General features: G+C 66.5%; 12 protein-coding genes and 1 pseudogene. 6 read left to right on the forward strand and 7 right to left on the reverse strand.

Going from position 1 to position 22,352, the window contains the following annotated elements; translation table 11 throughout:
- Nucleotides 1–2: 2 nt before the first annotated feature.
- From AC56DV_RS27675 to AC56DV_RS27700, 6 genes are all read right to left on the reverse strand, one after another.
- Nucleotides 3–2,726: a M1 family metallopeptidase gene (locus tag AC56DV_RS27675; RefSeq protein WP_496317431.1), complete on the reverse strand. Its 2,724-nt coding sequence runs from the start codon at nt 2,724–2,726 to the stop codon at nt 3–5.
- Between the two features lie 83 nt (nt 2,727–2,809).
- Nucleotides 2,810–3,667 carry a CheR family methyltransferase gene (locus AC56DV_RS27680; protein WP_496317432.1) on the reverse strand — a complete coding sequence of 286 codons (858 nt, stop codon included), beginning with the start codon at nt 3,665–3,667 and terminating at the stop codon, nt 2,810–2,812.
- Nucleotides 3,667–8,547 carry a HAMP domain-containing protein gene (locus AC56DV_RS27685; protein WP_496317433.1) on the reverse strand — a complete coding sequence of 1,627 codons (4,881 nt, stop codon included), beginning with the start codon at nt 8,545–8,547 and terminating at the stop codon, nt 3,667–3,669. Before AC56DV_RS27685 ends, AC56DV_RS27680 begins: the two co-directional genes overlap by 1 nt.
- Nucleotides 8,548–8,814: 267 nt before the next feature.
- Complete coding sequence (locus AC56DV_RS27690; RefSeq protein ID WP_496317434.1) at nt 8,815–9,228, reverse strand: BrnT family toxin; 414 nt, start codon at nt 9,226–9,228, stop codon at nt 8,815–8,817.
- Between the two features lie 93 nt (nt 9,229–9,321).
- Nucleotides 9,322–11,367: a prolyl oligopeptidase family serine peptidase gene (locus AC56DV_RS27695; RefSeq protein ID WP_496317435.1), complete on the reverse strand. Its 2,046-nt coding sequence runs from the start codon at nt 11,365–11,367 to the stop codon at nt 9,322–9,324.
- Nucleotides 11,368–11,433: 66 nt separating this feature from the next.
- The gene (locus AC56DV_RS27700; protein ID WP_496317436.1) at nt 11,434–13,206 is read right to left on the reverse strand and encodes a CehA/McbA family metallohydrolase; all 1,773 of its coding nucleotides are present in this window, start codon (nt 13,204–13,206) and stop codon (nt 11,434–11,436) included.
- Nucleotides 13,207–13,456: 250 nt separating this feature from the next.
- Between AC56DV_RS27700 and AC56DV_RS27705 the strand changes: the two genes are divergently transcribed.
- Nucleotides 13,457–16,528, forward strand: a complete 3,072-nt coding sequence (locus tag AC56DV_RS27705) for a CHASE domain-containing protein (protein ID WP_496317437.1) — start codon at nt 13,457–13,459, stop codon at nt 16,526–16,528.
- Nucleotides 16,529–16,694: 166 nt separating this feature from the next.
- Here the strand turns inward: AC56DV_RS27705 and AC56DV_RS27710 are convergent.
- A pseudogene (locus AC56DV_RS27710) lies at nt 16,695–17,012 on the reverse strand (diguanylate cyclase domain-containing protein); the annotation flags it as partial.
- Nucleotides 17,013–17,059: 47 nt separating this feature from the next.
- Here AC56DV_RS27710 and AC56DV_RS27715 point away from each other — a divergent pair.
- From AC56DV_RS27715 to paoC, 5 genes are all read left to right on the forward strand, one after another.
- The gene (locus AC56DV_RS27715; protein ID WP_496317438.1) at nt 17,060–17,182 is read left to right on the forward strand and encodes a hypothetical protein; all 123 of its coding nucleotides are present in this window, start codon (nt 17,060–17,062) and stop codon (nt 17,180–17,182) included.
- A gap of 400 nt (nt 17,183–17,582) precedes the next feature.
- The gene (locus AC56DV_RS27720) at nt 17,583–18,161 is read left to right on the forward strand and encodes a hypothetical protein (RefSeq protein WP_496317439.1); all 579 of its coding nucleotides are present in this window, start codon (nt 17,583–17,585) and stop codon (nt 18,159–18,161) included.
- Between the two features lie 330 nt (nt 18,162–18,491).
- Nucleotides 18,492–19,151 (forward strand): aldehyde dehydrogenase iron-sulfur subunit PaoA, encoded by a 660-nt coding sequence (gene paoA, locus AC56DV_RS27725; protein ID WP_496317440.1) that lies wholly within the window; start codon nt 18,492–18,494, stop codon nt 19,149–19,151.
- Complete coding sequence (locus AC56DV_RS27730; RefSeq protein WP_496317441.1) at nt 19,148–20,101, forward strand: FAD binding domain-containing protein; 954 nt, start codon at nt 19,148–19,150, stop codon at nt 20,099–20,101. Before paoA ends, AC56DV_RS27730 begins: the two co-directional genes overlap by 4 nt.
- A 3-nt stretch (nt 20,102–20,104) precedes the next feature.
- Nucleotides 20,105–22,312, forward strand: coding sequence for an aldehyde oxidoreductase molybdenum-binding subunit PaoC (gene paoC / locus AC56DV_RS27735; protein WP_496317442.1), 2,208 nt, complete (start codon nt 20,105–20,107; stop codon nt 22,310–22,312).
- Nucleotides 22,313–22,352: the final 40 nt, after the last annotated feature.

Genomic DNA, 22,352 nt, shown 5'->3' on the forward strand with positions numbered 1-22,352 from the left:
GCTTACAGCGCCTGGCGGTCCAGCCAGGCGTCGATCTCCGGCATGCGGTCGCGGATCACGGCGGCGCGGTACTGCATGCGCGACACCGCCGTGTTGGTATGGCTGCGCGCGCTGGCCGGCAGGTTGGCGTCGGCATAGGCCTTCAGCTTGTCCACCATGGCTGGATTGGCCGAGCCGCCGGCCAGGCCAGGGAAGTAGCCTGCGCGCGAGCTGCTTTCCACCAGGCCGTTCACCTTGGGCAGGTTGGCGATGGCGAAATCGAAGGCCCGCTCGCTGTGCTCCTGCGCCACGGCGGCGATGATGCCGGAGCCGATGGTGGCGTCCGGCTCGCCGCTGACAGCCAGCTCCAGCGCGCGCTGCGCCAGCGCCGGGTCCACCGCGTGGCCCAGCAGGCCGTACAGCTCAGCCTTGACGATGGAGGACTGCTCGGCCTTGGCCGCCGCGTGCAGCTGTTCCCACACGCGGGTGTCCGCATTGCGCGCCACCACGGCCAGCACCACGCGGCGCAGCGCCGGCGGCAGCGCCGTCTTGTCGCCGGCCAGCGAGGCGTCGTAGCGGCGGCGCGCTTCCACCATCACGTCGTCGTCGCCCAGCGCGCCCAGCGTGTAGATCAGTTGTTCGCGCAGGATGGCGGTGGGCGCGGTTTCGCCGCTGCGGGCTTCCCAGCCCACACGCGCCAGCACCGGCGCCAGGCGCGAAATGGCGAAGGCCGACAGCTTGGCGCGGGTGGCCTCGTTGTCGCGCGCGTAGATGCGCACCTCGTCGAACATGCGGGCGATGCGGCCCCACACCTGCGGCGCCGCGTCCACCGGCGTGGCGCGCGCCAGGCTCAGCGCGTCGGAGGCGGGCTGCTTGCCGGCCAGGCCCAGGGCCCAGCTTTCCGTCATCAGCCCGAGCTGGTCCAGCGGCGCCAGCTTGTCGAAGCTGGCCGCCAGCGCGGCATAAGCCTTGGGCGCGTACACCGTGCGGTAGTAGCCAGCCTGGCCCGCGTTCACCAGCACCGGGCCGCAGCCGGGCAGCGTGACGCTGGCCTTGCCGCCGGCAACGATGGTGCGGCTGGTCTCGGCCGCGCCCACCGTCTTGGCCAGCACCGGCACGCGCCAGGACAGCGCCTTCTTGTTCGGCTGGTCCTTGCTGTATTCGCCCTGGGTCAGCGTCACGCTGGTGCTGCCGTTGCGGCAGCTGTAGTCGGACACGCGTATCAGCGGCACGCCCGGCTGCAGCGTGAAGTCGTGCGCGATGGCCTTGACCGGCTTGCCGGCGGCGCGCTCGATGTGCTGCCACAACTGGTCCGACACGGCGTTGCCGTAGGCATGGGCCTTGATGTAGCTGCGCACGCCCGCGCGCCAGGCGTCCTCGCCGACGTAGTTTTCCAGCATGTTGATGACCGCGCCGCCCTTGGCATAGGTGATCTCGTCGAAGGCCGCATGCGCTTCCTCCACCGTGGCAACGCGCTGCACCACCGGGTGGGTGGTGGCCAGCGCGTCGCGTTCGATGGCGGAGTTGCGGCCGGCCACGCGGTTCAGCGAGGTTTCCCATTCCGGGTGCTGCAGCGCGGTGCTGCGGCCCGCCATCCAGGTGGCGAAGCCTTCGTTGAGCCACAGGTCGTCCCACCAGCGCATGGTCACCAGGTTGCCGAACCACTGGTGCGCGGTTTCGTGCGCGGCGATGCTGAAGGCGGTCTGCTTGTCGGCCTGGGTGGCGATGGCCGGATCGAGCAGCATCGCGGCTTCAAAGCTCATGATGGCGCCCCAGTTTTCCATCGCGCCGAAGAACTGGCTGCGGCCGGGCGCGGCCACGTTGTCCAGCTTGGGCAGCGGGTAGGGATGGGCGAAGTATTCGTTGTACTCGCGCAGCACGGCTTTCGACGAATCGAGCACGAACTGCGCCTGCGGCAGGCGGCCCTTGACGGTGATCACGCCCAGTTCGGTGCCGTTCTCGGTGGCCGTGGTGCGCTCGAAGTCGCCCAGGCCGAAGAACAGCAGATAGGTGGACATGCGCGGCGTGGTGGCAAAGCGCACCAGCTTGCGGCCGCCGTCGATGGCGCTGCTGCTGGCCACCGGCATGTTGGACACCGCCATCTGCTCGGCCGGCACGTTCGCCTCCAGCGCGAAGGTCGCGCGGAAGGCGGGCTCGTCCCACGACGGCACCATGCGGCGCGCGTCGGCCGCTTCGAACTGGGTGTACAGCGCGCGCTTTTTGCCGGCCGGGGTGTCGTAGTCGAGCGAGAACAGGCCCGCCGCCTGGTTGCCGATCTTGCCGCTGTAGTCGATGGCCAGCTGGTAGCTGCCCTTGGCCAGCGGCTGGGCGAAGGTCAGCGTGGCGGTCTGCTTGCCGGCGTCGAGCGCAATGCCGGCCGCTTGCTGCACCGGCTGGCCGGGGCCGGCCGCGATGCCGGCGCTGGCCAGCGCCAGGTCCAGCGCGTGCAGGGTGATGGCTGCGGTGGGCTCCAGCACGTCGATGGCGATCACCACGCGCGCGCTGAAGGTGGCCGCCTGCGCGTCCGGCTTGAGGGAGATGGCGTAGTGGCTGGGGCGCACGTTGCGCGGCAGCTGGGTGGTGGCCAGGCTTTCCGCGCCGGCTGCAGCGGCGCCTTTGCCGGGTTTGGCCGGTTTGGCTTTGGCCGCCTTGGCGCCAGCTTGGGCGGCTTGCCCGGCCTGCGCCGGAGCGGCTGCGGCGAGCGCGGTCAGTGACAGGATGGCTGCGGAAATCAGGCTGCGCTGCATGCGGTGCTCCAATGATGATTTTGTCAAGTGAGCAATGTAGCCGCATTGGCGGGCGCGGTCAATGCGTGGCGGAGCGCAGCGCCTTATGCGATGCGCTTGTACCAGGGCTGCAGTGGCAGCAAGGGCCGGTAGAAGGCGGCCAGGGCCTCGCTTTGGTCGAACTGGCGGTCCAGGGCCAGCACGCCGAAGGGCGCCAGGCTGGCATGGAACAGCTGCAGCACGCGCTGGCGCAGCAGCGGGCCGAAGTCGGGCAGGGCGCGGCGGCACACGATGAGGTTGAATTCGTTGAAGGAGGCGTCCGTCACCAGGTTGTATTGGGCCCAGGTGATGCGGTTGCGCAGCTGCGGCAGCGGCACGGCGCGCTGGCCGTCGACCTGGAAGTAGTCGGCCAGCCGCCCGGCGCCGCCGCTGCGTTCATACGCGGCCTGGCATTCCGCCAGCCGCGCGGTGGCGATGAAGGCGTCCTGCGCCCCGGTCAGCAGTTCGTCGCTGGCGACCGTGCAGTGCAGCTCGGTGCGCGCCAGCAGGTCCTGTTCGGCCAGCAGCACGGCCAGCGTCCAGGCCTGCTCGGCGCCGGCGCAGTCGGCCAGCCACACCTTGGGCAGCGCCGCGCCGTGCAGGCAGGCGGCGCAGGCCTGGCGCAGCAGGCGCGCTTCTTCCGGGTCGTCGAACATGGCGGCCGGCGGCACGTGCAGCGCGCGCAGCACGGCGCCGGCGGCGCCTGGTTCGTGCAGCACCTGGCCCTGCAGGGCGGACAAGGTGCGCAGGCTGCGCTGCTGCATCACGCCGCGCAGCTTGCGCCGCAGCGCGGCGCGTTCGTGGCCGCGGAAGTCGTAGCCGTAGCGCTGGAACAGGGCCTCGGCCAGCAGGTCCAGCTCCAGCTCTTCCACCTCGGGAGGGGCGTCGCGCAGCAGCGGCGCGACGTTGCCTTGATTGCCCATCAGTGCAGCCAAACGCGCATCAGCGACAGCAGCTGCGCCACGTCCACCGGCTTGGTGATATAGTCGGACGCGCCGGCGGCGATGCATTTGTCGCGGTCGCCCTTCATGGCCTTGGCGGTCAGCGTGATGATGGGCAGCGACTTGAACTTCGGTATGCGGCGGATGGCGCGCATGGTGTCGTAGCCGTCCATCTCCGGCATCATGATGTCCATCAGGACGATCTCGATGGTCGGATCGCGCTCCAGCACCTCGATGCCGTCGCGCCCGTTCTCGGCGAACGACACCTGCATCTGCTGGCGCTCCAGCAGCGAGGACAGGGCGAAGATGTTGCGCAGGTCGTCGTCGACGATCAGTACTTTGCGCCCGGCCAGGCCGCTGTCGGCCGCGTGGATCTCCTCCAGCATGCGGCGCTGCAGCTCCGGCAGGCTGGCCTGCGAGCGGTGCAGGAACAGCGCCGTCTCGTCCAGCAGGCGCTCGGGCGAACGGGCGTCCTTGATGACGATGGTCTTGGCGTAGCGCTTCAGCTTGGCCACTTCCTTGCGGTCCAGCTCTTTCGCCGTGTTGATGACGATGGGCAGGTCGCGCAGCGAGGAGTCCTTGCCGATGATGTCGAGCAGGTCGAAGCCGCTGATGTCGGGCAGCGTCAGGTCCAGCACCATGCAGTCGAAATGGTTGTCGCGCAGCGCCTGCAGCGCGCGCTCGCCGGTGTCGACCGCCACGATGCGCAGGTCGGAATCGCCGATCAGGCTGACGATGGCGTCGCGCTGGTGCTGCTCGTCGTCCACCACCAGCAGGCTGCGTTTGCCGCCCAGTAGGAACTTCTGGATGCGGCTGAATTCCTCGTGCAGCGCATTCTTGCTGACCGGCTTGTTCAGGTAGGAGATCGCGCCCTGGCGCAGCGCGCGTTCGCGCTCGCGCAGGCTGGACATCACGTGCACCGGAATGTGGCGCGTGCTCGGGTCGCGCTTCAGGCGGTCCAGTACCGTGAAGCCGTCGATGTCGGGCAGGTCGATGTCGAGCAGGATGGCGGACGGCAGGTAGTCGCGCGCCAGCGACAGCGCGGAGTCGCCCTGGTGGGTGACGATGCCCTTGAAGTTCTTCTCGCGCGCATATTCCAGCACCACCTTGGCGAAGCGCTCGTCGTCCTCGATGATGAGCACGGACGGATCGCCCGGCGCCACCAGGCCGCGGTCGTCGATGGTGGAGTAGTACACCGTGACGTCGTTTTCCGGCTCGATCTGCGGCTGCACGTCCTGCACCGGCGGCACGTACACCACCTTGGGCGGCTGCACCGGCGCGCGGGTGGGCGGCTGGCGCGACAGGTCGTAGTTGACGAAGCCGGCGCGGTTGTAAGGCAGGAACAGCGTGAAGGTGGAGCCGCTGCCGACCACCGATTCGACGCGGATCTCGCCGCCCAGCAGGCGCGCCAGTTCGCGCGAGATCGACAGGCCAAGGCCGGTGCCGCCGTACTTGCGGGCGGTGGAGCCGTCGGCCTGCTGGAACGCCTCGAAGATCAGCTGCAGCTTGTCGGAGGCGATGCCGACGCCGGTGTCGGTCACGGCGAAGGCCAGCACCGCGTCCGCGTGCAGCAGGTTGGGGTGGTCGCTGCTGAAGCCGCTGGTGACCAGGCCGATGGCCAGCGACACCTGGCCGTGGTTGGTGAACTTGAAGGCGTTCGACAACAGGTTTTTCAGCACCTGCTGCAGGCGCGTGGTGTCGGTCATCACGGCGGTCGGCAGGTTGTCCGACAGTTCCACCGAGAAGCCCAGGTGCTTGGCTTCGGCCATGTGGCGGAAGGTGCGGTCGACGTAGTTGCGCAGGTTGGCGAAGCGGTATTCGGACACGTCCAGCGTGACGGTGCCGGACTCGATCTTCGACAAGTCCAGGATGTCGTTAATCAGCGTCAGCAAGTCCGAGCCGGAACCGTGGATGGTCTTGGCGAACTCCACCTGCTTGCCCGACAGGTTGCCCTCCGGGTTGTCGCCCAGCTGCTGCGCCAGGATCAGCAGCGAATTCAGCGGCGTGCGCAGCTCGTGCGACATATTGGCCAGGAATTCGGACTTGTACTTGGACGACAGCGCCAGCTGGGTGGCTTTCTCTTCCAGCGCCAGCTTGGCTTGCTCCACCTCGCGGTTTTTGCGTTCCACCTCGATGTTCTGCTCGGACAGCAGGCGGGCTTTTTCGGCCAGTTCCTGGTTGGTCTGCTGCAGTTCCTGCGCCAGCGACTGCGACTGCGTCAGCAGCGACTCGGTGCGGCTGTTCGCTTCGATGGTGTTCAGCACCACGCCGATCGATTCCATCAGCTGGTCCAGGAAGGACAGGTGGGTTTCGGTGAAGCGGTCCAGCGAGGCGATCTCGATCACCGCCTTCACCTGCTGCTCGAACAGGATGGGCAGCACCACGATATTGGTCGGCGGCGCCGCGCCCAGGCCGGACGAGACCACGATGTAATCGCGCGGCACGTCGGTCAGCCAGATGCGGACCTTCTCCAGCGCGCACTGGCCCACCAGGCCTTCGCCAGGCAGGAAGGAGGTCGGCAGCTTGCGGCTGGAACGGTAGCCGTAGCTGGCGATCATGCGCAGGCGGGCGTCGGTTTCCTGCGAGTCCATCATATAGAACACGCCGTGGTGGGCCGACACCAGCGGCGCCAGTTCGGACAGGATCAGCTTGGTCACGGCCTGCAAGTCGCGCTGGCCCTGCAGCAACCGGGTGAAGCGCGCCAGATTGGTCTTCAGCCAGTCCTGCTGCGCATTCTTCTGCGTGGTTTCCTTCAGGTTGCGGATCATCTCGTTGATGTTGTCCTTCAGGTAGGACACCTCGCCGCGCGCTTCCACCTGGATGGAGCGGGACAAGTCGCCGCGCGTCACGGCGGTCGCCACCTCGGCAATCGCGCGCACCTGGTTGGTCAGGTTGGCCGCCAGCTGGTTCACGTTCTCGGTCAAGTCTTTCCACGTGCCGGCCACGCCGGACACGTTGGCCTGGCCGCCCAGCTTGCCCTCGGTACCCACCTCGCGCGCCACCCGCGTCACTTCCGATGCGAAGGACGACAATTGGTCCACCATCACGTTGATGGTGTCTTTCAGTTCCAGGATCTCGCCCTTCACGTCCACCGTGATCTTCTTCGACAAGTCGCCGCGCGCCACGGCGGTGGTCACGGCCGCGATGTTCCTCACCTGGCCGGTCAGGTTGGACGCCATGAAGTTCACGTTGTCGGTCAAATCCTTCCAGGTGCCGCCCACGCCGGGCACGTAAGCCTGGCCGCCCAGCTTGCCCTCGGTGCCCACCTCGCGCGCCACCCGCGTCACCTCCGACGCGAAGGAGGACAACTGGTCCACCATCACGTTGATGGTGTTTTTCAGTTCCAGGATCTCGCCCTTCACGTCCACCGTGATCTTCTTGGACAGGTCGCCGTTGGCCACGGCGGTGGTCACCTCCGCGATGTTCCTCACCTGGCCGGTCAGGTTACCCGCCATGGAGTTCACGCCGTCGGTCAAGTCCTTCCAGGTGCCGGCCACGCCGGGCACGTTGGCCTGGCCGCCCAGCTTGCCCTCGGTGCCCACCTCGCGCGCCACCCGCGTCACTTCGGAGGCGAAGGAGTTCAACTGGTCCACCATCACGTTGATGGTGTTTTTCAGTTCCAGGATCTCGCCCTTCACGTCCACCGTGATCTTCTTGGACAAGTCGCCGTTCGCCACGGCGGTGGTGACGTCCGCGATGTTGCGCACCTGGCCGGTCAGGTTGCCCGCCATGGAGTTGACCGAGTCGGTCAAGTCCTTCCAGGTGCCGGCCACGCCATTCACCTGCGCCTGGCCGCCCAGCTTGCCCTCGGTGCCCACCTCGCGCGCCACCCGCGTCACCTCGGAGGCGAAGGAGGACAATTGGTCCACCATCACGTTGATGGTGTTTTTCAGTTCCAGGATCTCGCCCTTCACGTCCACCGTGATCTTCTTGGACAAGTCGCCGTTCGCCACGGCGGTGGTCACCGCCGCGATGTTCCTCACCTGGCCGGTGAGGTTGGACGCCATGAAGTTCACGTTGTCGGTCAAGTCCTTCCAGGTGCCGCCCACGCCGGGCACGTAGGCCTGGCCGCCCAGCTTGCCCTCGGTGCCCACCTCGCGCGCCACGCGCGTCACTTCCGAGGCGAAGGAACGCAGCTGGTCCACCATCACGTTGATGGTGTCCTTCAGCTGCAGGATCTCGCCGCGCACGTCCACCGTGATCTTTTTCGACAAGTCGCCGTTGGCCACGGCGGTGGTCACCTCGGCGATGTTGCGCACCTGGGAGGTCAGGTTACCCGCCATGGAGTTCACCGAGTCGGTCAAGTCCTTCCACGTGCCGGCCACGCCTTTCACCTGCGCCTGGCCGCCCAGCTTGCCCTCGGTGCCCACTTCGCGCGCCACGCGCGTGACTTCGGAGGAGAAGGAGGACAGCTGCTCCACCATGGTGTTGGCGGTGGTGGCCGCGCGCAGGTACTGGCCCTTCAGCGGGTGGCCGTCCACCTCCAGCGCCATGGTCTGCGACAGGTCGCCTTTCGCCACGGCGCCGATCACGCGCGCCATTTCGGTGGTGGGGCGCACCAGGTCGTCGATCAGCGTGTTGACGGAACTGAGGATGGTCTGCCAGCCGCCGGTCACGTTTGGCACCAGCGCGCGCTGCGTCAAACGGCCTTCGCGGCCCACTACGCGGCTCACTTCGGTGACCACTTTGACCATTTTTTCCTTGGTCTCGATGATCTCGTTCAGCGTGTCGGCGATCTTGCCCGGCATGCCGGTCCAGTCGGAGGGCATGCGCACCGAGAAGTCGCCTTTCTTCAGCGCCATCAAGGTCTGCAGCAGCAGCTTGATGTCCAGTTCCTCGGCAAAGTCGGTCATGTTGTTCATCGGCGAAAATCCTCGGCAGGGGTGGCGGATATGGACGTAAAAGATACTCCGCTAAATAGCGGAGTCAAGCAGATGTTGCCCGAAGCAACACGCTGCAACAATAGCCAGTTTAACAATAAGGCAATAGTGCTGGGAACTATTTCCTAAGATAAAACTTTTTGCCTTTCCGCCGCGCACAATAGGCGGGGTAGCGCAATCACGTTATTGGGCCTTCCCCAGGATGTTGAATGAAGGCGATAAGCGTTGGCCGCGCAGCTTAAAGGCTAGCTAAGGAAATGCAGTGGGAGGTTGCTGGCGGGGCGGATGCTTGGGACGGTAGAACTTGCCTTGGACAGCATGGTCCCAATCCGCTTCTGTGGTCGCTGGAATATCGGAATAGTCTATCTCGCCATCTTCGTCATCGAGCCGCTCCGCGCTCGTAGGATCGGCGCTCGGCGCGGTTGGCTCGGCGCGCGGAAATAATTCTGATGTGTTCGTCATTGCCGCTCCTCCAGTGTGCGCGACGATTAAAATCACGCCGTTGGCAGCCATACCTGTTGTTTGCCAGCGCTGTTCCCCGCATTCAATCCGCTCCAGTCTGGAGATATGCAACGGATCGTCAAACACCGACTGGGCAGTCGCAAAACTGATGCGGTGTTTGTGTTGGTTTAGCTTGTTTTTCTCTTCACTCCAGGAAAACAATTGTACCCCCGCCGATGCGATTGGACATTGTGATACGTGTCAGCGTCACAATGCACTTCGTAGCGGAAGACTGGGTTGAGGCCGATCAAACTCCTATCCTAGTTGCTTGAGCAGGAAAGCGTAGGTCAGCGCCCACATCATGGCTTGCTGGTCGTTGTTGGCGGCGCCGGCGTGGCCGCCTTCGGTGTTTTCCCAGTACAGCACGTCGTGCCCCTGGTCCTGCATCAGGGCCGCCATCTTGCGCGCGTGGCCGGGGTGGACCCGGTCGTCGCGGGTGGAGGTGGTGAACAGCACGCGCGGATAGCGCCGGCCGGCGTGCACGTTGTGGTAGGGCGAGTAGCGCGCGATGGCGGCCCATTGCGCGGGATCGTCCGGGTCGCCGTACTCGCCCATCCACGAGGCGCCGGCCAGCAGCTGGTGGTAGCGCTTCATGTCCAGCAGCGGCACCTGGCACACCACGGCGTTGAACAGCTCGGGGCGCTGCGCCATGACGGCGCCCACCAGCAGGCCGCCGTTGCTGCCGCCCATGATGCCGAGGCGGCGCGGGCTGCTCAGGCCGCGCGCGATCAGGTCTTCGGCCACGGCGATGAAGTCGTCGAAGGCGCGCTGGCGGTGTTCCTTCAGCGCCGCCTGGTGCCAGCGCGGGCCGAACTCGCCGCCGCCCCGGATATTGGCCAGCACGTACATGCCGCCTTGCTCCAGCCAGGCCGAGCCGGTCACCGCGCTGTAGAAGGGCTTCAGCGACACTTCGAAGCCGCCGTAGCCGTACAGCAGCGCCGGGCGTTCGGCGCCGGGCGCCATGTGCTTGCCGCTGACCACGAAATAGGGCACGGCGGTGCCGTCGCGCGAGGTGGCCTGGAACTGCTGCACCTGGCAGGGCGCGGCGTCGAAATAGGCGGGCAGGGCTTTCAGCTGCACGCGCTCGTCGCTGCCGGCCTGGGCCAGGTAGAGCGTGGTCGGCGTGAGGAAGTCGGTGACGGACAGGAAGTACTGGTCGCTGTCGATACTGTCCAGGGCGCTTGCGTCCAGCGTGCCGAAGGCAGGCGCATCGACCACGCGGCGCGTCCATTGCCCGTCCACGTGGCGCAGCTCGACGATGCGGTTCTTCACGTTGTCGAGCTCGTTGAGCAGCAGCGCCGAACGGGTGGCGCTGACGCCGTCCAGCGAGCTGGTGGGCGTGGGCGCGAACAGCACGGCCAGCTCGCGCTCGCCCTGCAGGTAACGGCGGAAGTCGGCCGCCAGCAGCGCGCCCTGCGGATAGGTGGCGCCGTTGACCGTCCACTCGGAGCGCAGCTCGATGACGAGCTGGTCGCGCACGGTGTAGGCGGTGGCGTCGTCCGGCTTGTCCACCCTGGTCAGCGTGGCGCCGTCGCGCAGGTAGAGCTCGTTGGTGTAGAAGCTCATGGAGCGCCAGATCAGCTGGAACTCGTGGCCGGGCGTGAAATCCTTGGCCGCGCCCACGGCCAGGTCGTCCGGCGCGCCTTCGAACACGGTGACTGCCTGTTCCAGCGGCGTGCCGCGCCGCCATTCCTTGACGATGCGCGGGTAGCCGGAGCTGGTCATGGAGCCTGGGCCGAAATCGGTGGCGACGAACAGCGTATCGCGGTCGATCCAGGCCGAGCGGGTCTTCGCTTCGGGCAGGTTGAAGCCGTCCGCCACGAAGGAGCGGGTGGCCGCGTCGAACTCGCGCAGCACGCAGGCGTCGCCGCCGCCGCGCGACAGCGACAGCAGGCAGCGCGTGGCGCGGTGCAGGAAGTCGGCGCCGGCCCAGACCCAGTTTTCGCCCTCGTCGGCGGCCAGGGCGTCGATGTCGAGGACGGTGTCCCAGGCCGGTTCGGCCAGCAGGAACTGTTCCGGCGTGGTGCGGCGCCAGATGCCGCGCACATGGGTGGCGTCGCGCCAGAAGTTGTAATAGTAGCCCTCGTGCAGGCTGACGTAGGGGATGCGGTCCTGCGAATTGAGGATGGTCTTGAGCCGCGTGTGCAGCGCCGCGAACGGCGGCGTGCTTTCCAGTTCGCCGGTGGCCACGGCGTTCTGCCGCCGCACCCATTCCAGCGGCGCCTCGCCGGCCACGTCCTCCAGCCACAGGTGGGGATCGGCGCTGTTGTCGGGCGGGGCGGTATTCGGTTCTGCGGGCATGCAAGTCTCCAAGGCAGCGAGTGGGCTCATCCGCGTATTGTGACATGCCTGGCTGCGGGCCGTGGGCTAGGGCGGCGCGGGCTGCTGGCTGACCCAGACCGGGGCCGACCACAGCACGGTGCCGTCGTCCTGGGTGATGCGGGCGTAGTAGAAGTGATCGCCGGGCGGGGGCGTGATGGTGGTGCTGGCGCCGGCGCCGGGCAGCGGGGCTGCCGAGTTGCGGCGGCCGGGCTGGCCTTCGATGATGGCCAGCGCGGCCACCTGCTTGCCGGCGGCGCTGGCGTGCCGCACTTCCAGCGTCAGCGGGCCGCTGTTGCTGAAACGTTCGCCCATCAGGCGCCCGTTGGCGGTGAGGATGACCTGGGCCTGCTTGTCCATGGTGGCGAACACGCGCCGGGCACGGATGGCGTCCAGCAAGGTGGTGGACGACAGCGCGCTGGCTTCCGGTATCAGCACCGCCGTGCGGTTGGGCGCCGACATGCCCCAGTTGGCGCAGTGGTTGTCCTGGTTGGTGGCAAAAGCCACGTGGTAGCCCGCTTCCAGGATGCGCTGGCAGGCTTCCTCGTAGGTGCTGCGGCGGGTCTCCGTTTCCGTGGTGTTGACGGAGAAGGCATTGGTGTTCATCACTTCGCACAGCGCCATGGCGGCGTCGCCGTCTTCCGTGTAGCCCAGGTTTTTGCCGCCGGCGCGGAACTGGTTTTCCTTGGGATGGTTGAACTGCCCCACCCAGCCGCGCTCGCGCATCAGGGCGTACAGCGCGCCGTAGTCGCCCTTGGCGGTGGCGGTGTCGGCCAGCAGGGCGCCGCCGGCGTTGCGCTCCCAGCCCAGCAGCTCGGGGCTGTTCAGGATGTTCAGATGGCCGCCGCCGCTGATGACGCCCCATTCCATGCCGTAGATGGCCAGGAAGTCCGGGTGCGCGGCGGTGTAGGCGGCGGCCGCCGAGATGCCGCTGCGGTACAGGCCGGTGGCTTGGGCCGGATCGGCGGATGAGTTGGTGCCTTCGGAGCCGTCGTACATGTGGTTGTGCTCGGATGTCATCAGGAAGTCCAGGCCGTGGCGGCGCGCGTAGTCGTAGGCATCCTCCGGGCCGAAGGGCGCGCTTTGCGGCTCCTGCGAACCGGTGCAGTGGTTGAGCGCGCCGCCTCCGTCGCTGTGACTGGTCTGGCTGTGCAGGTTGCCGTAGTAGACCGTGTAGGGCAGTTCGGCGGCCGCCGCAGCTGTGGCGGCGCGGTTCGGGCCGCGCGGCGCGCGCAGGGTAGGCAGGGGGCTGAATTGCGGCAGGGCCAGCGGGGCGGGGCTACCTAAGGCGATATCCCAGCGTTGCCGGATCACTTCGTGCGCCCGGCCGCTGCCGGCCTCGGCGCGCAGGCGCAGCTGGTAGACGCCGTCGGGCAGGGCGCTGGCCGCGCTCGTTGCGCGGGGCCGTTGCGTCAGTTGTGCCCGTTTCGGACGAGGTGGTGCGCAGCACTTCACCGTCACCGTGGCGGCACCGGCAGCGGGCCCGCCGCCAGCCATGCCGCCGGCCGCGTCATCGCCGCCCACGCGCTCCCCTGCCGCGCCGCGTTGCGTGGTTGCCGCGCCACGCCATTGCCGCACGGTTTTGCCGGCCGGGTCCACCAGCGCCAGGCGCCAGCTCACCTTGCGCCCCAGCGCGCGGGGCAGCGTGAAGTGCATCCGCAGCGCCGCTTCGGCGCTGGCCGCGCCGCCGCTGGCCAGCCTGCCCGGCGCCTCCAGCAGCGCCTCGAATTCATTGTGTTCCCGCTCTGCGGCCGCGCAATTCCCGCCCCATGCGAGGCCGGCAGCGATTACCATGGCGGATGCTCGTGGAATGACGGACATGATTCCCTCCTGCTCGTCGGTTAGAGCGCAAAATGGGAAGTTAGTTCCGTGCTTGCCATAAAACCAATCCGCGCATCACTAGCGTGTTGCTAGCAGCGGATGCGGCCAGTTAATTCTGGTTGATAAATGGTGTTTGATAGTATGCTGCTCCAATGCAAAACAACCTGGCATGAAGTGACCGTGAATGCGTAATCTGGGTTCCCTGTTCAAAGGTCTGATCAATATAAGGACTGTGCTCTGGGGCATAGGCTTGTCGCTGGCATTGTCGGTCGGCATGGTGCTGTACTCGAACGCGGCGCGCGCCGTGGAGGACGACGACCGCCAGCGCTTCGACAACCTGGCCCGCAGCACCCAATACAGCATCTCGCAGCGCGTGAAATCCTACTCGGACGTGGTGCGCGGCCTGGTGGCGCTGTTCCAGACCAGCGACTCGCTCAGCCGCCAGCAGTTCCACCAGTACGTGTCCAGCCTCAACCTGCCGCAGCATTTCCCGGCCATCGAAGCGCTCAACTACGCGGTGCCGGTGACGGACGCCGAGCGCGACGCCTTCGTGGCCGCCGTGCGCAACGACCGTAGCCTGAATCCGCTCGGCTACCCGAATTTCGACATCAAGCCGCCCGGCCGGCGCGACCAGTACACCGTCCTGCTCTACCTGGAGCCGATGGAAAAAGTGATGGAGCGCTTCGGCGTGGACATCGGCGTCAACCCCGCCATCGCGCGCGCCATGGATTTGTCGCGCGATACCGGCCAGATCAGCGCCTCCGGCCAGCCGGTGATCGTGAAGAAGCCGGTGCCGCACATCGGCCTCGGCATGCGCCTGCCGGTGTACAAGCGCGGCATGCCGATCCACGACGTGGCCAGCCGCCGCGCCGCCTATGTCGGCTCGGTCGGCATCGGGTTCTCGGTGGCCAAGCTGGTGCAGGGCGCCATCGACGAGATGGCAATCCGGCAAGTGCACATGCTGCTGTACGCCGACAGCTCCACCGACGTGGAAAAGCGCCGCCTCGCCATCGAAAAGACCGACCGCCTGCTGTACAACGACAACGGCTCGATCGAAGCGGTGCCGATCGCTCCTTCCAATCCCGAGGAGTACATGGAAACGGTGCTGCCGATCGACTTCAACGGCACCCTGTGGAAGGCGCTGTTCCGCGTCAAGCGCTCCGACATGCACACCGGGCTGGACGCCTACTTCCCATGGATCGCGATGGCCACCGGCTTCACCCTCACCATGCTGATCTACGGCTACCTGCTGACGCTGTATTTCTCGCGCCGCAGCGCCGTCGAGCAGCGCCTGCTGCTGGACAGCGTGCTCAACAACGTGGACGCGCGCGTCTTCATGAAGGACCAGCAGCGCCGCTACATCTACGCCAACGCCAAGACCGCCGAGGCCATGGGCTTGCCGGTGGAGGACATCATCGGCAAGAGCGACCGCGAGCTGATGCCGGCCGCGCAGGCCGACGCTGCCTGGGCCGAGGAGCGCGAAGTGTTCCTGGACGGCGTGAAGCGCGCCGGCGAGGAGCGCTACGTGGGGCGCGACGGCGCGGTGCAGCACCTGTGGACCGTGAAGGCGCCGGTGCGCATCGACGGCGACGTGGCGGCCGTGATCGGCCTGGCCACCGACATCACCGAGCTGCACAACCTGAAGGAGCAGGCGCAGGCCGCCAACCAGGCCAAGAGCGACTTCCTGTCCAATATGAGCCACGAAATCCGCACGCCGATGAACAGCATCATCGGCATGGCGCACCTGGCGCTGAAGTCGGTCACCCATCCCAAGCAGCGCGACTACCTGCAGAAAATCTACCACTCCGGCCAGCACCTGCTGGGCATCATCAACGACATCCTGGACTTCTCCAAGATCGAGGCCGGCAAGCTGGAGCTGGAGGTGCTGGACTTCGCGCTGGAAACCCTGCTGGGCAATGTGTCCAGCCAGCTGGGCGAGAGCGCCGCGCGCAAGGACCTGGAGCTGCTGTTCGAAATATGGCCCGGCCTGTCGCACCAGTTGCGCGGGGACCCGCTGCGGCTGGAGCAGGTGCTGCTCAACTTCACCAGCAACGCCATCAAGTTCTCCGAGAACGGCAAGATCTACATCCGCGCCCGCCCGGAGGAAGACCGCGACACCCACACCTTGGTGCGCTTCGAAGTGCAGGACCAGGGCATCGGCATGACCAAGGAGCAGATGGACAAGCTGTTCCAGTCCTTCCACCAGGCCGACACCTCCACCACGCGCAAGTACGGCGGCACCGGGCTGGGGCTGGTCATCAGCAAGCAGCTCGCCGAGCTGATGGGCGGCACGGTCGGCGTCGACAGCGTGCGCGGCCACGGCAGCACCTTCTGGTTCACCGCGCGCCTGGCCAAGGGCACCAACTTCCTGGAGCAGAGCCACAGCGACGTGCTGCAGCCCGACGTGATGGCCACCATCCAGGGCGCCAACATCCTGCTGGTGGAAGACAACATCTTCAGCCAGCAGGTGGGCCAGGAGCTGCTGGAGGACGCCGGCGCCACGGTGTGCATCGCCAACAACGGCAAGGAAGCCATCGACCTGCTGCTCAAGGAGCGCTTCGACTGCGTGCTGATGGACGTGCAGATGCCGGTGATGGACGGCTATGAAGCCACGCGCCTGATCCGCTCGCACCCCAAGCTCACCGGCACCCTGGTGATCGCCATGACCGCCAACGCCGGGCGCGACGACCAGGCGCGCTGCATCGCGGCCGGCATGGACGAGTTCATCACCAAGCCGATCGCGCCGAACCTGCTGTTCACGGTGCTGTCGCGCTGGATGATACAGCGCGCCGGGGAGGGCACGCGGCCGCCGCGCCTGGACGGCAGGCTTGCCGTCTCGGCCGCCGCCGGCATCGAAACCCCGCTGCCGGACAGCCCGGCGGCGCTGGACGACACTTTGTCCGCCGCGCCGGCCGCCGCCGCTGTTGCCGATACCGTGCCGGCCGAGTCCCGTCCGGTGCCCGTTGCGGACGCCGACCTGTTCGACATCGGCGCGCTGGCGCAGACCTTCGGCAACAAGCACGACAAGATGCGCAAGTACGCGCTGATGTTCCTGGACGCCGCGCGCGACGGCATGGTGGAAGTGAACCAGGCCATGTCCGAAGGCGACATGGCGCGCCTGGCCGAGCTGGGGCACCGCATCAAATCCTCTGCGCGCGCCGTCGGCGCCATGAGCTTTGCCGAGCTGTGCCTGGCCCTCGAACACCTCCCGCCCGACGCCGCCCCTGCCCAGGCCCAGCAAATCGTCGCCCAGATGCAGCCCCTGTTGGATGTGCTGAAAGACCACATAGCCCAAGAGCTGACCGCCCATGCGGCGGGCTAGCCATATGCCACATGCTAGCCGGCGTGAACCATGGCTTTGCTATGACGCGACAGTCCCGGCCGGCGAGGGATCCGGCATTTTCTCCTCGCACGCTGACGGCGTGGAATACCGCAACGCCGCCCTTGCCGTTGCGTTTGACTCGATACATGGCTTGGTCCGCACTGAGTAGAAGTTCGTTGAGGTTAGTCCCATGTTGCGGATACACGGAAACCCCAATGCTCGCGCCCAGCGCATAGGTCTTTCCGCTGGCGGGTATTTTTTCCAGCTGGGAGAGAACCTTCCGGGCGACCCCGGCGGCCTGCTCTGGGGTGTCCAATTGGGTGCAAATGACGACGAATTCGTCGCCGCCCACGCGTGCGCATACGTCGGTACTGCGAGTGCAGCCCATCAGGCGGGTGGCCACAGTCTTGAATACTTCGCCGCCAACGGCATGGCCGGCAGTATCGTTAATGGGTTTGAAATTATCGAGGTCAATGTATATCACTGCGACGATCTGCCAAACGCGGTTCCGTGGCCGGCAGGATCAGGAGCATGCTGATACGCGCCGCCAGCACGCAGGAGATCGATATTGCCCACCATCCTGAACCGGGGTTGGTGCGGGGCACGTTCTTATTAAAGCAACCCCGGACGGCAATCCGGTTTCCAGAAAATTAAATCATGTCGTCACTCTTCAATGGACATTGACCGCCGTGCGCCTCCCCATGCCTCCTGGGCTTACTCGCCCCGCGCATAGCTTCCTGTTGTCTTGCCATTCACTGCGGTATCAATACGGGCGAGTTAGGGTAAAAACGGATCCGGGTTAATTTGGTTTGCATGTCAAGAAGAAAATATCTCGCCCCCGTGACATTCCGCGTATTTCTCGCCGCGCACGCTGAATATACTCAGTTTCACTGCTCGGCAAGAATATCTCGATGGTTCGGCATTGTGCTGGACAATTGCTGAATGCTGGCAAGTTAATATTATCTACCGTGGTGAATAAATTCTGAGTTTAGCAGTGGGACGGGGTCGCCGCTGCTGAACATTTCTATGAGGCCCCATAAAATGGAGATTCATCATGCAAGAATCTGCGCGCCGCACTACGTCCATGCTCACAATAAAAGGGAAATCCAGGAACGCGCTTCACGAAATAAAAGGCCAATCGTTGCGGGAACTCAAGGGCATCGCGCTTGACGCGAAATTACTTCAGCTATTGCAGCCTCTGCTGAAGGAGCGGATCGCGCTGACCAATTCAAACCGCAGAATCACGGTTTCTGCCGACATGTACGTTGAGGACGATGAAAACTTTGGCTCCAACGAAACGGTGCGCCGGCAGAAAACCAACTCTGCAATATTGAGCGTCCAGGGCCTGGCGCAGTCTGTCATGGACTTTGAGGTCCGGATGGGCGGCGAGATCCGGGTGGAATTTACTGTCACAGCATCTCTGTTCGACGGCGTCGGCAACGCGATCGTCGACGGTGAAGTCAAGCTGTACGAGGGGACGTCCGAAAGTACAGGAGACCTGGATGGCGTGCGCCAGTTCCAGCTCTATATTCCAGCGGGCGCCACACTCAACCACTTTGTCCGTGTCAATAATGACGACGAAGGCGGCGACTATGCGACGATTCGGCTGAACGTCACCAACGTTACGGCTTGATCCGGCGGAGGACGGGCGGTACTGCTGTGCGAGCCGCCGCCTCGTCTTCCTCAAGGCTCATGGCTGGAACCGCGCCAGCTCTGAAGAGCGCCACTATTCCCGATCATGTTTTGCTCTGATGGCAAGCCCACCCACCAGACGCTGCACTGACCTGCTGGAAACTTATCTGCGCGGGCCCGAGACGGCGCGCCGCAGCAGGACTGGCGCACGCAACTGACACAGCCGCTGGAATAGCACGCCGCCCGTCCCGAATCCGGCAGGCAACAGTGCAGGTCGTGTTCGATAGTTGTCCTAGAATGGTTCGCGTCACCAGCCCGGAGGAAGCGAACCATGGATGAATTGCCTGGCACTAAGATCTCCCGCCGCGACCTGCTGATCGCGGGCGCGCTGTCCGCCACGGCGGCCGCCATTCCGCCAGTGGCGCTGGCCAAGGCGCAGGACGGCGCGGCGCCGCCGGCCAGCCTGCCGCCCGTCAAATGCGCGTTCACGGTGAACGGCGCCAGGCATGAACTCGACCTGGACGTGCGCACCTCGCTGCTGGACGCCCTGCGCGAACACCTGCACCTCACCGGCACCAAGAAGGGATGCGACCACGGCCAGTGCGGCGCCTGCACCGTGCTGCTGGACGGCCGCCGCATCAATTCCTGCCTGACGCTGGCCGTGATGCACGAGGGCGCGCAGATCACCACCATCGAAGGCCTGGGCAATCCGGACAAGCTGCACCCCATGCAGGCGGCCTTCATCCGGCACGACGGCTACCAGTGCGGCTACTGTACCCCCGGGCAGATCTGTTCGGCCGTGGCGGTGCTGGAGGAGATCAGCCAGGGCAAGCCCAGCCACGTGACGGCGGACCTGACCGCCAGGCCCATGCTGAGTGTGGAGGAAATCCGCGAGCGCATGAGCGGCAACATCTGCCGCTGCGGCGCCTATTCCAACATCGTGGACGCGATCACCGAAGTAGGCAACGGCGCGGCGGGGAGGGCGGCATGAGAGCCTTTACCTATCAGCGCGTGCAATCCCCGGCCGAAGCGGCGGCCGCCGCGCAGCGCGCACCGGGCAGCCGCTTCATCGCCGGCGGCACCAACCTGCTGGACCTGATGAAGCTGGAAATCGAAACGCCCGGCCACCTGATCGACGTGAATGGCCTGGCGCTGGAGCAGATCGAAGCGCTGCCGGACGGCGGCCTGCGGGTGGGCGCGCTGGTGCGCAACACCGACCTGGCGTCCGACGAACGCGTGCGGCGCGACTACGGCGTGCTGGCGCGCGCGCTGCTGGCCGGGGCCTCGATGCAGCTGCGTAACCGCGCCACCACGGCCGGCAACCTGCTGCAGCGCACCCGCTGCCCCTATTTCTACGACACCAATCTGCCCTGCAACAAGCGCCAGCCAGGCAGCGGCTGCTCGGCCATCGGCGGCTTTACGCGCCATCACGCGGTGGTCGGCGGCAGCGACGCCTGCATCGCCACCCATCCGAGCGACATGGCCGTCGCCATGCGGCTGCTGGACGCGGAGGTGGAAACCGTGAAGCCGGACGGCACGGCGCGCACCATCCCCATCGTTTCGCTGCACCGCCTGCCGGGCAACACGCCGCATATCGAAACGGCGCTGGAGCCGGGTGAACTGATCACGTCCGTGAAGCTGCCCAAACCCATCGGCGGCAAGCATGTCTACCGCAAGGTGCGCGACCGCTCGTCGTACGCGTTCGCGCTGGTGTCGGTGGCCGCCGTCATCCAGCCCGACGGCAGCGGGCGGGTGGCGCTGGGCGGGGTGGCGCACAAGCCCTGGCGCATCGAAGCGGCCGAGCAGAATCTGGCGCGCGGCGCCGGTCCGGTGGCCGAGCAACTGCTGGCCGGCGCCAGGACCACGCCGGACAACGCCTTCAAGATCCAGCTGGTGCAGCGCACCCTGGCTTCCGTGCTGGCCGAAGCGAAGAAAGGGTAAGCGATGAAATTCACCACACCCGCAGGCACCAATCCCATCGACCAGCTCAAGGTGGTCGGCCGCGCCACGGACCGCATCGACGGCCCCATGAAAACCTGTGGCACCGCGCCCTACGCCTACGAGCAGCACGGCGCCGCGCCCGATGCGGCCTACGGCTACGTGCTGGGCGCGGCCATCGCCAAAGGCCGCATCGCCGCCATGGACACCGGCACTGCGCAACGCGCGCCGGGTGTGCTGGCGGTGGTCACCGCCGCCAACGCGGGCAAGCTGGGCAAGGGCAAGTTCAATACCGCCAGGCTGCTGGGCGGCCCGGAAATCGAGCACTACCACCAGGCCGTGGCGCTGGTGGTGGCGGAAACCTTCGAGCAGGCGCGCGCCGCGGCGCAGCTGATCAAGGTGAAATACGTGCGCGAGAAGGGCGCCTACGACCTGGCGAAAGCCAAGGACAAGGCCAAGCCGCCCAAGCCGGACCCGAACTCGCCGGCCGATTCCAAAGCGGGCAACTTCGATGCCGGCTTCGCGGCGGCGCCGGTGAAGCTGGACCTGCACTACACCACGCCCGACCAGTCGCACGCCATGATGGAGCCGCACGCCTCGGTGGCGGCCTGGCAGGGCGACCGGCTCACGGTCTGGACCTCGAACCAGATGATCGACTGGGGCAAGGGCGACATGGCCAAAACGCTGGGCATCCCGAAGGACAAGGTGCGGCTGGTGTCGCCTTATATCGGCGGCGGCTTCGGCGGCAAGCTGTTCGTGCGCGCCGAGGCGCTGCTGGCGGCGCTGGGCGCGCGTGCGGCCAAGCGGCCGGTTAAGGTGGCGCTGCAGCGGCCCCTCATGATGAACAACACCACGCACCGTCCCGCCACCATACAGCGCATCCGCATCGGCGCCACGCGCGACGGCAAGATCACCGCCATCGGCCATGAATCCTGGTCCGGCGACCTGCCCGGCGGCCAACCGGAAGTGGCTGTGCAGCAGACCCGTTTGCTGTACGCGGGCGCCAACCGCATGACCAGGACCCGCCTGGCCGTGCTGGACCTGCCGGAGGGGAACGCCATGCGCGCGCCAGGCGAAGCGCCCGGCCTGATGGCGCTGGAAATCGCGATGGACGAGATGGCGGAAAAGCTGCAGATGGACCCGGTGCGTTTCCGCATCCTGAACGACACCAAGGTCGATCCCGAAAAGCCCAGCCGCCCGTTCTCGCAGCGGCGCCTGATCGACTGCCTGCGCAGCGGCGCCGAGCGCTTCGGCTGGAACGCGCGCAACCCGGTGCCGGCCAGCGTGCGCGACGGCCGCTGGCTGGTGGGCATGGGGGTGGCGGCGGCGTTCCGCAACAACCTGGTGATGAAGTCGGCCGCGCGGGTGCGGCTGGAGCGGGACGGCAGCGTCACCGTGGAAACCGACATGACCGATATCGGCACCGGCACCTACACCGTCATCGCGCAGACCGCCGCCGAGATGCTGGGCGTGCCGCTGGCCAGCGTGGCGGTGCGCCTGGGCGACTCGGACTTCCCCGTTTCGGCCGGCTCCGGCGGGCAATGGGGCGCCAACAGCGCCACCTCCGGCGTCTACGCAGCCTGCGTCAAGCTGCGCGAGGAGGTGGCGCGCCGGGCGGGCTACCCGCCGGCCGACGCGGTTTTCGCGGACGGCCAGGTGAGCGCGGGCGGCCAATCCACGCCGCTGGCCAAGGTGGCGGAAAGCGGCGAAATCGTGGCCGAAGACGCCATCGAGTTCGGCAAACTGGACAAGGAATTCCAGCAATCGACCTTCGGCGCGCATTTCGTCGAAGTGGGCGTGGACGCGGCCACCGGCGAAACGCGGGTGCGGCGCATGCTGGCCGTGTGCGCGGCCGGGCGCATCCTCAACCCCAAGTCGGCGCGCAGCCAGGTGATCGGCGCCATGACCATGGGTGTGGGCGCCGCGCTGATGGAGCACCTGGTGCTGGACAAGCGCCACGGCTTCTTCGTCAACCACGACCTGGCCGGCTACGAGGTGCCGGTGCACGCCGACATCCCGCACCAGGAGGTGATCTTCCTGGACGAAACCGACCCCGTTTCCTCGCCCATGAAGGCCAAGGGCGTGGGCGAGCTGGGCATCTGCGGCGTGGGCGCGGCGGTGGCCAACGCCATCTACAACGCCACCGGGGTGCGGGTGCGGGACTACCCCGTCACGCTGGACAAGCTGCTGGCCCGAATGCCGGCCTACACTTAAAGCCGGTCTGGGGTGATAATGGCGGTTCCGGCGCCGCCTT

The organism is Massilia sp. BGA-UO-ETr-WB1 (assembly GCF_059567845.1).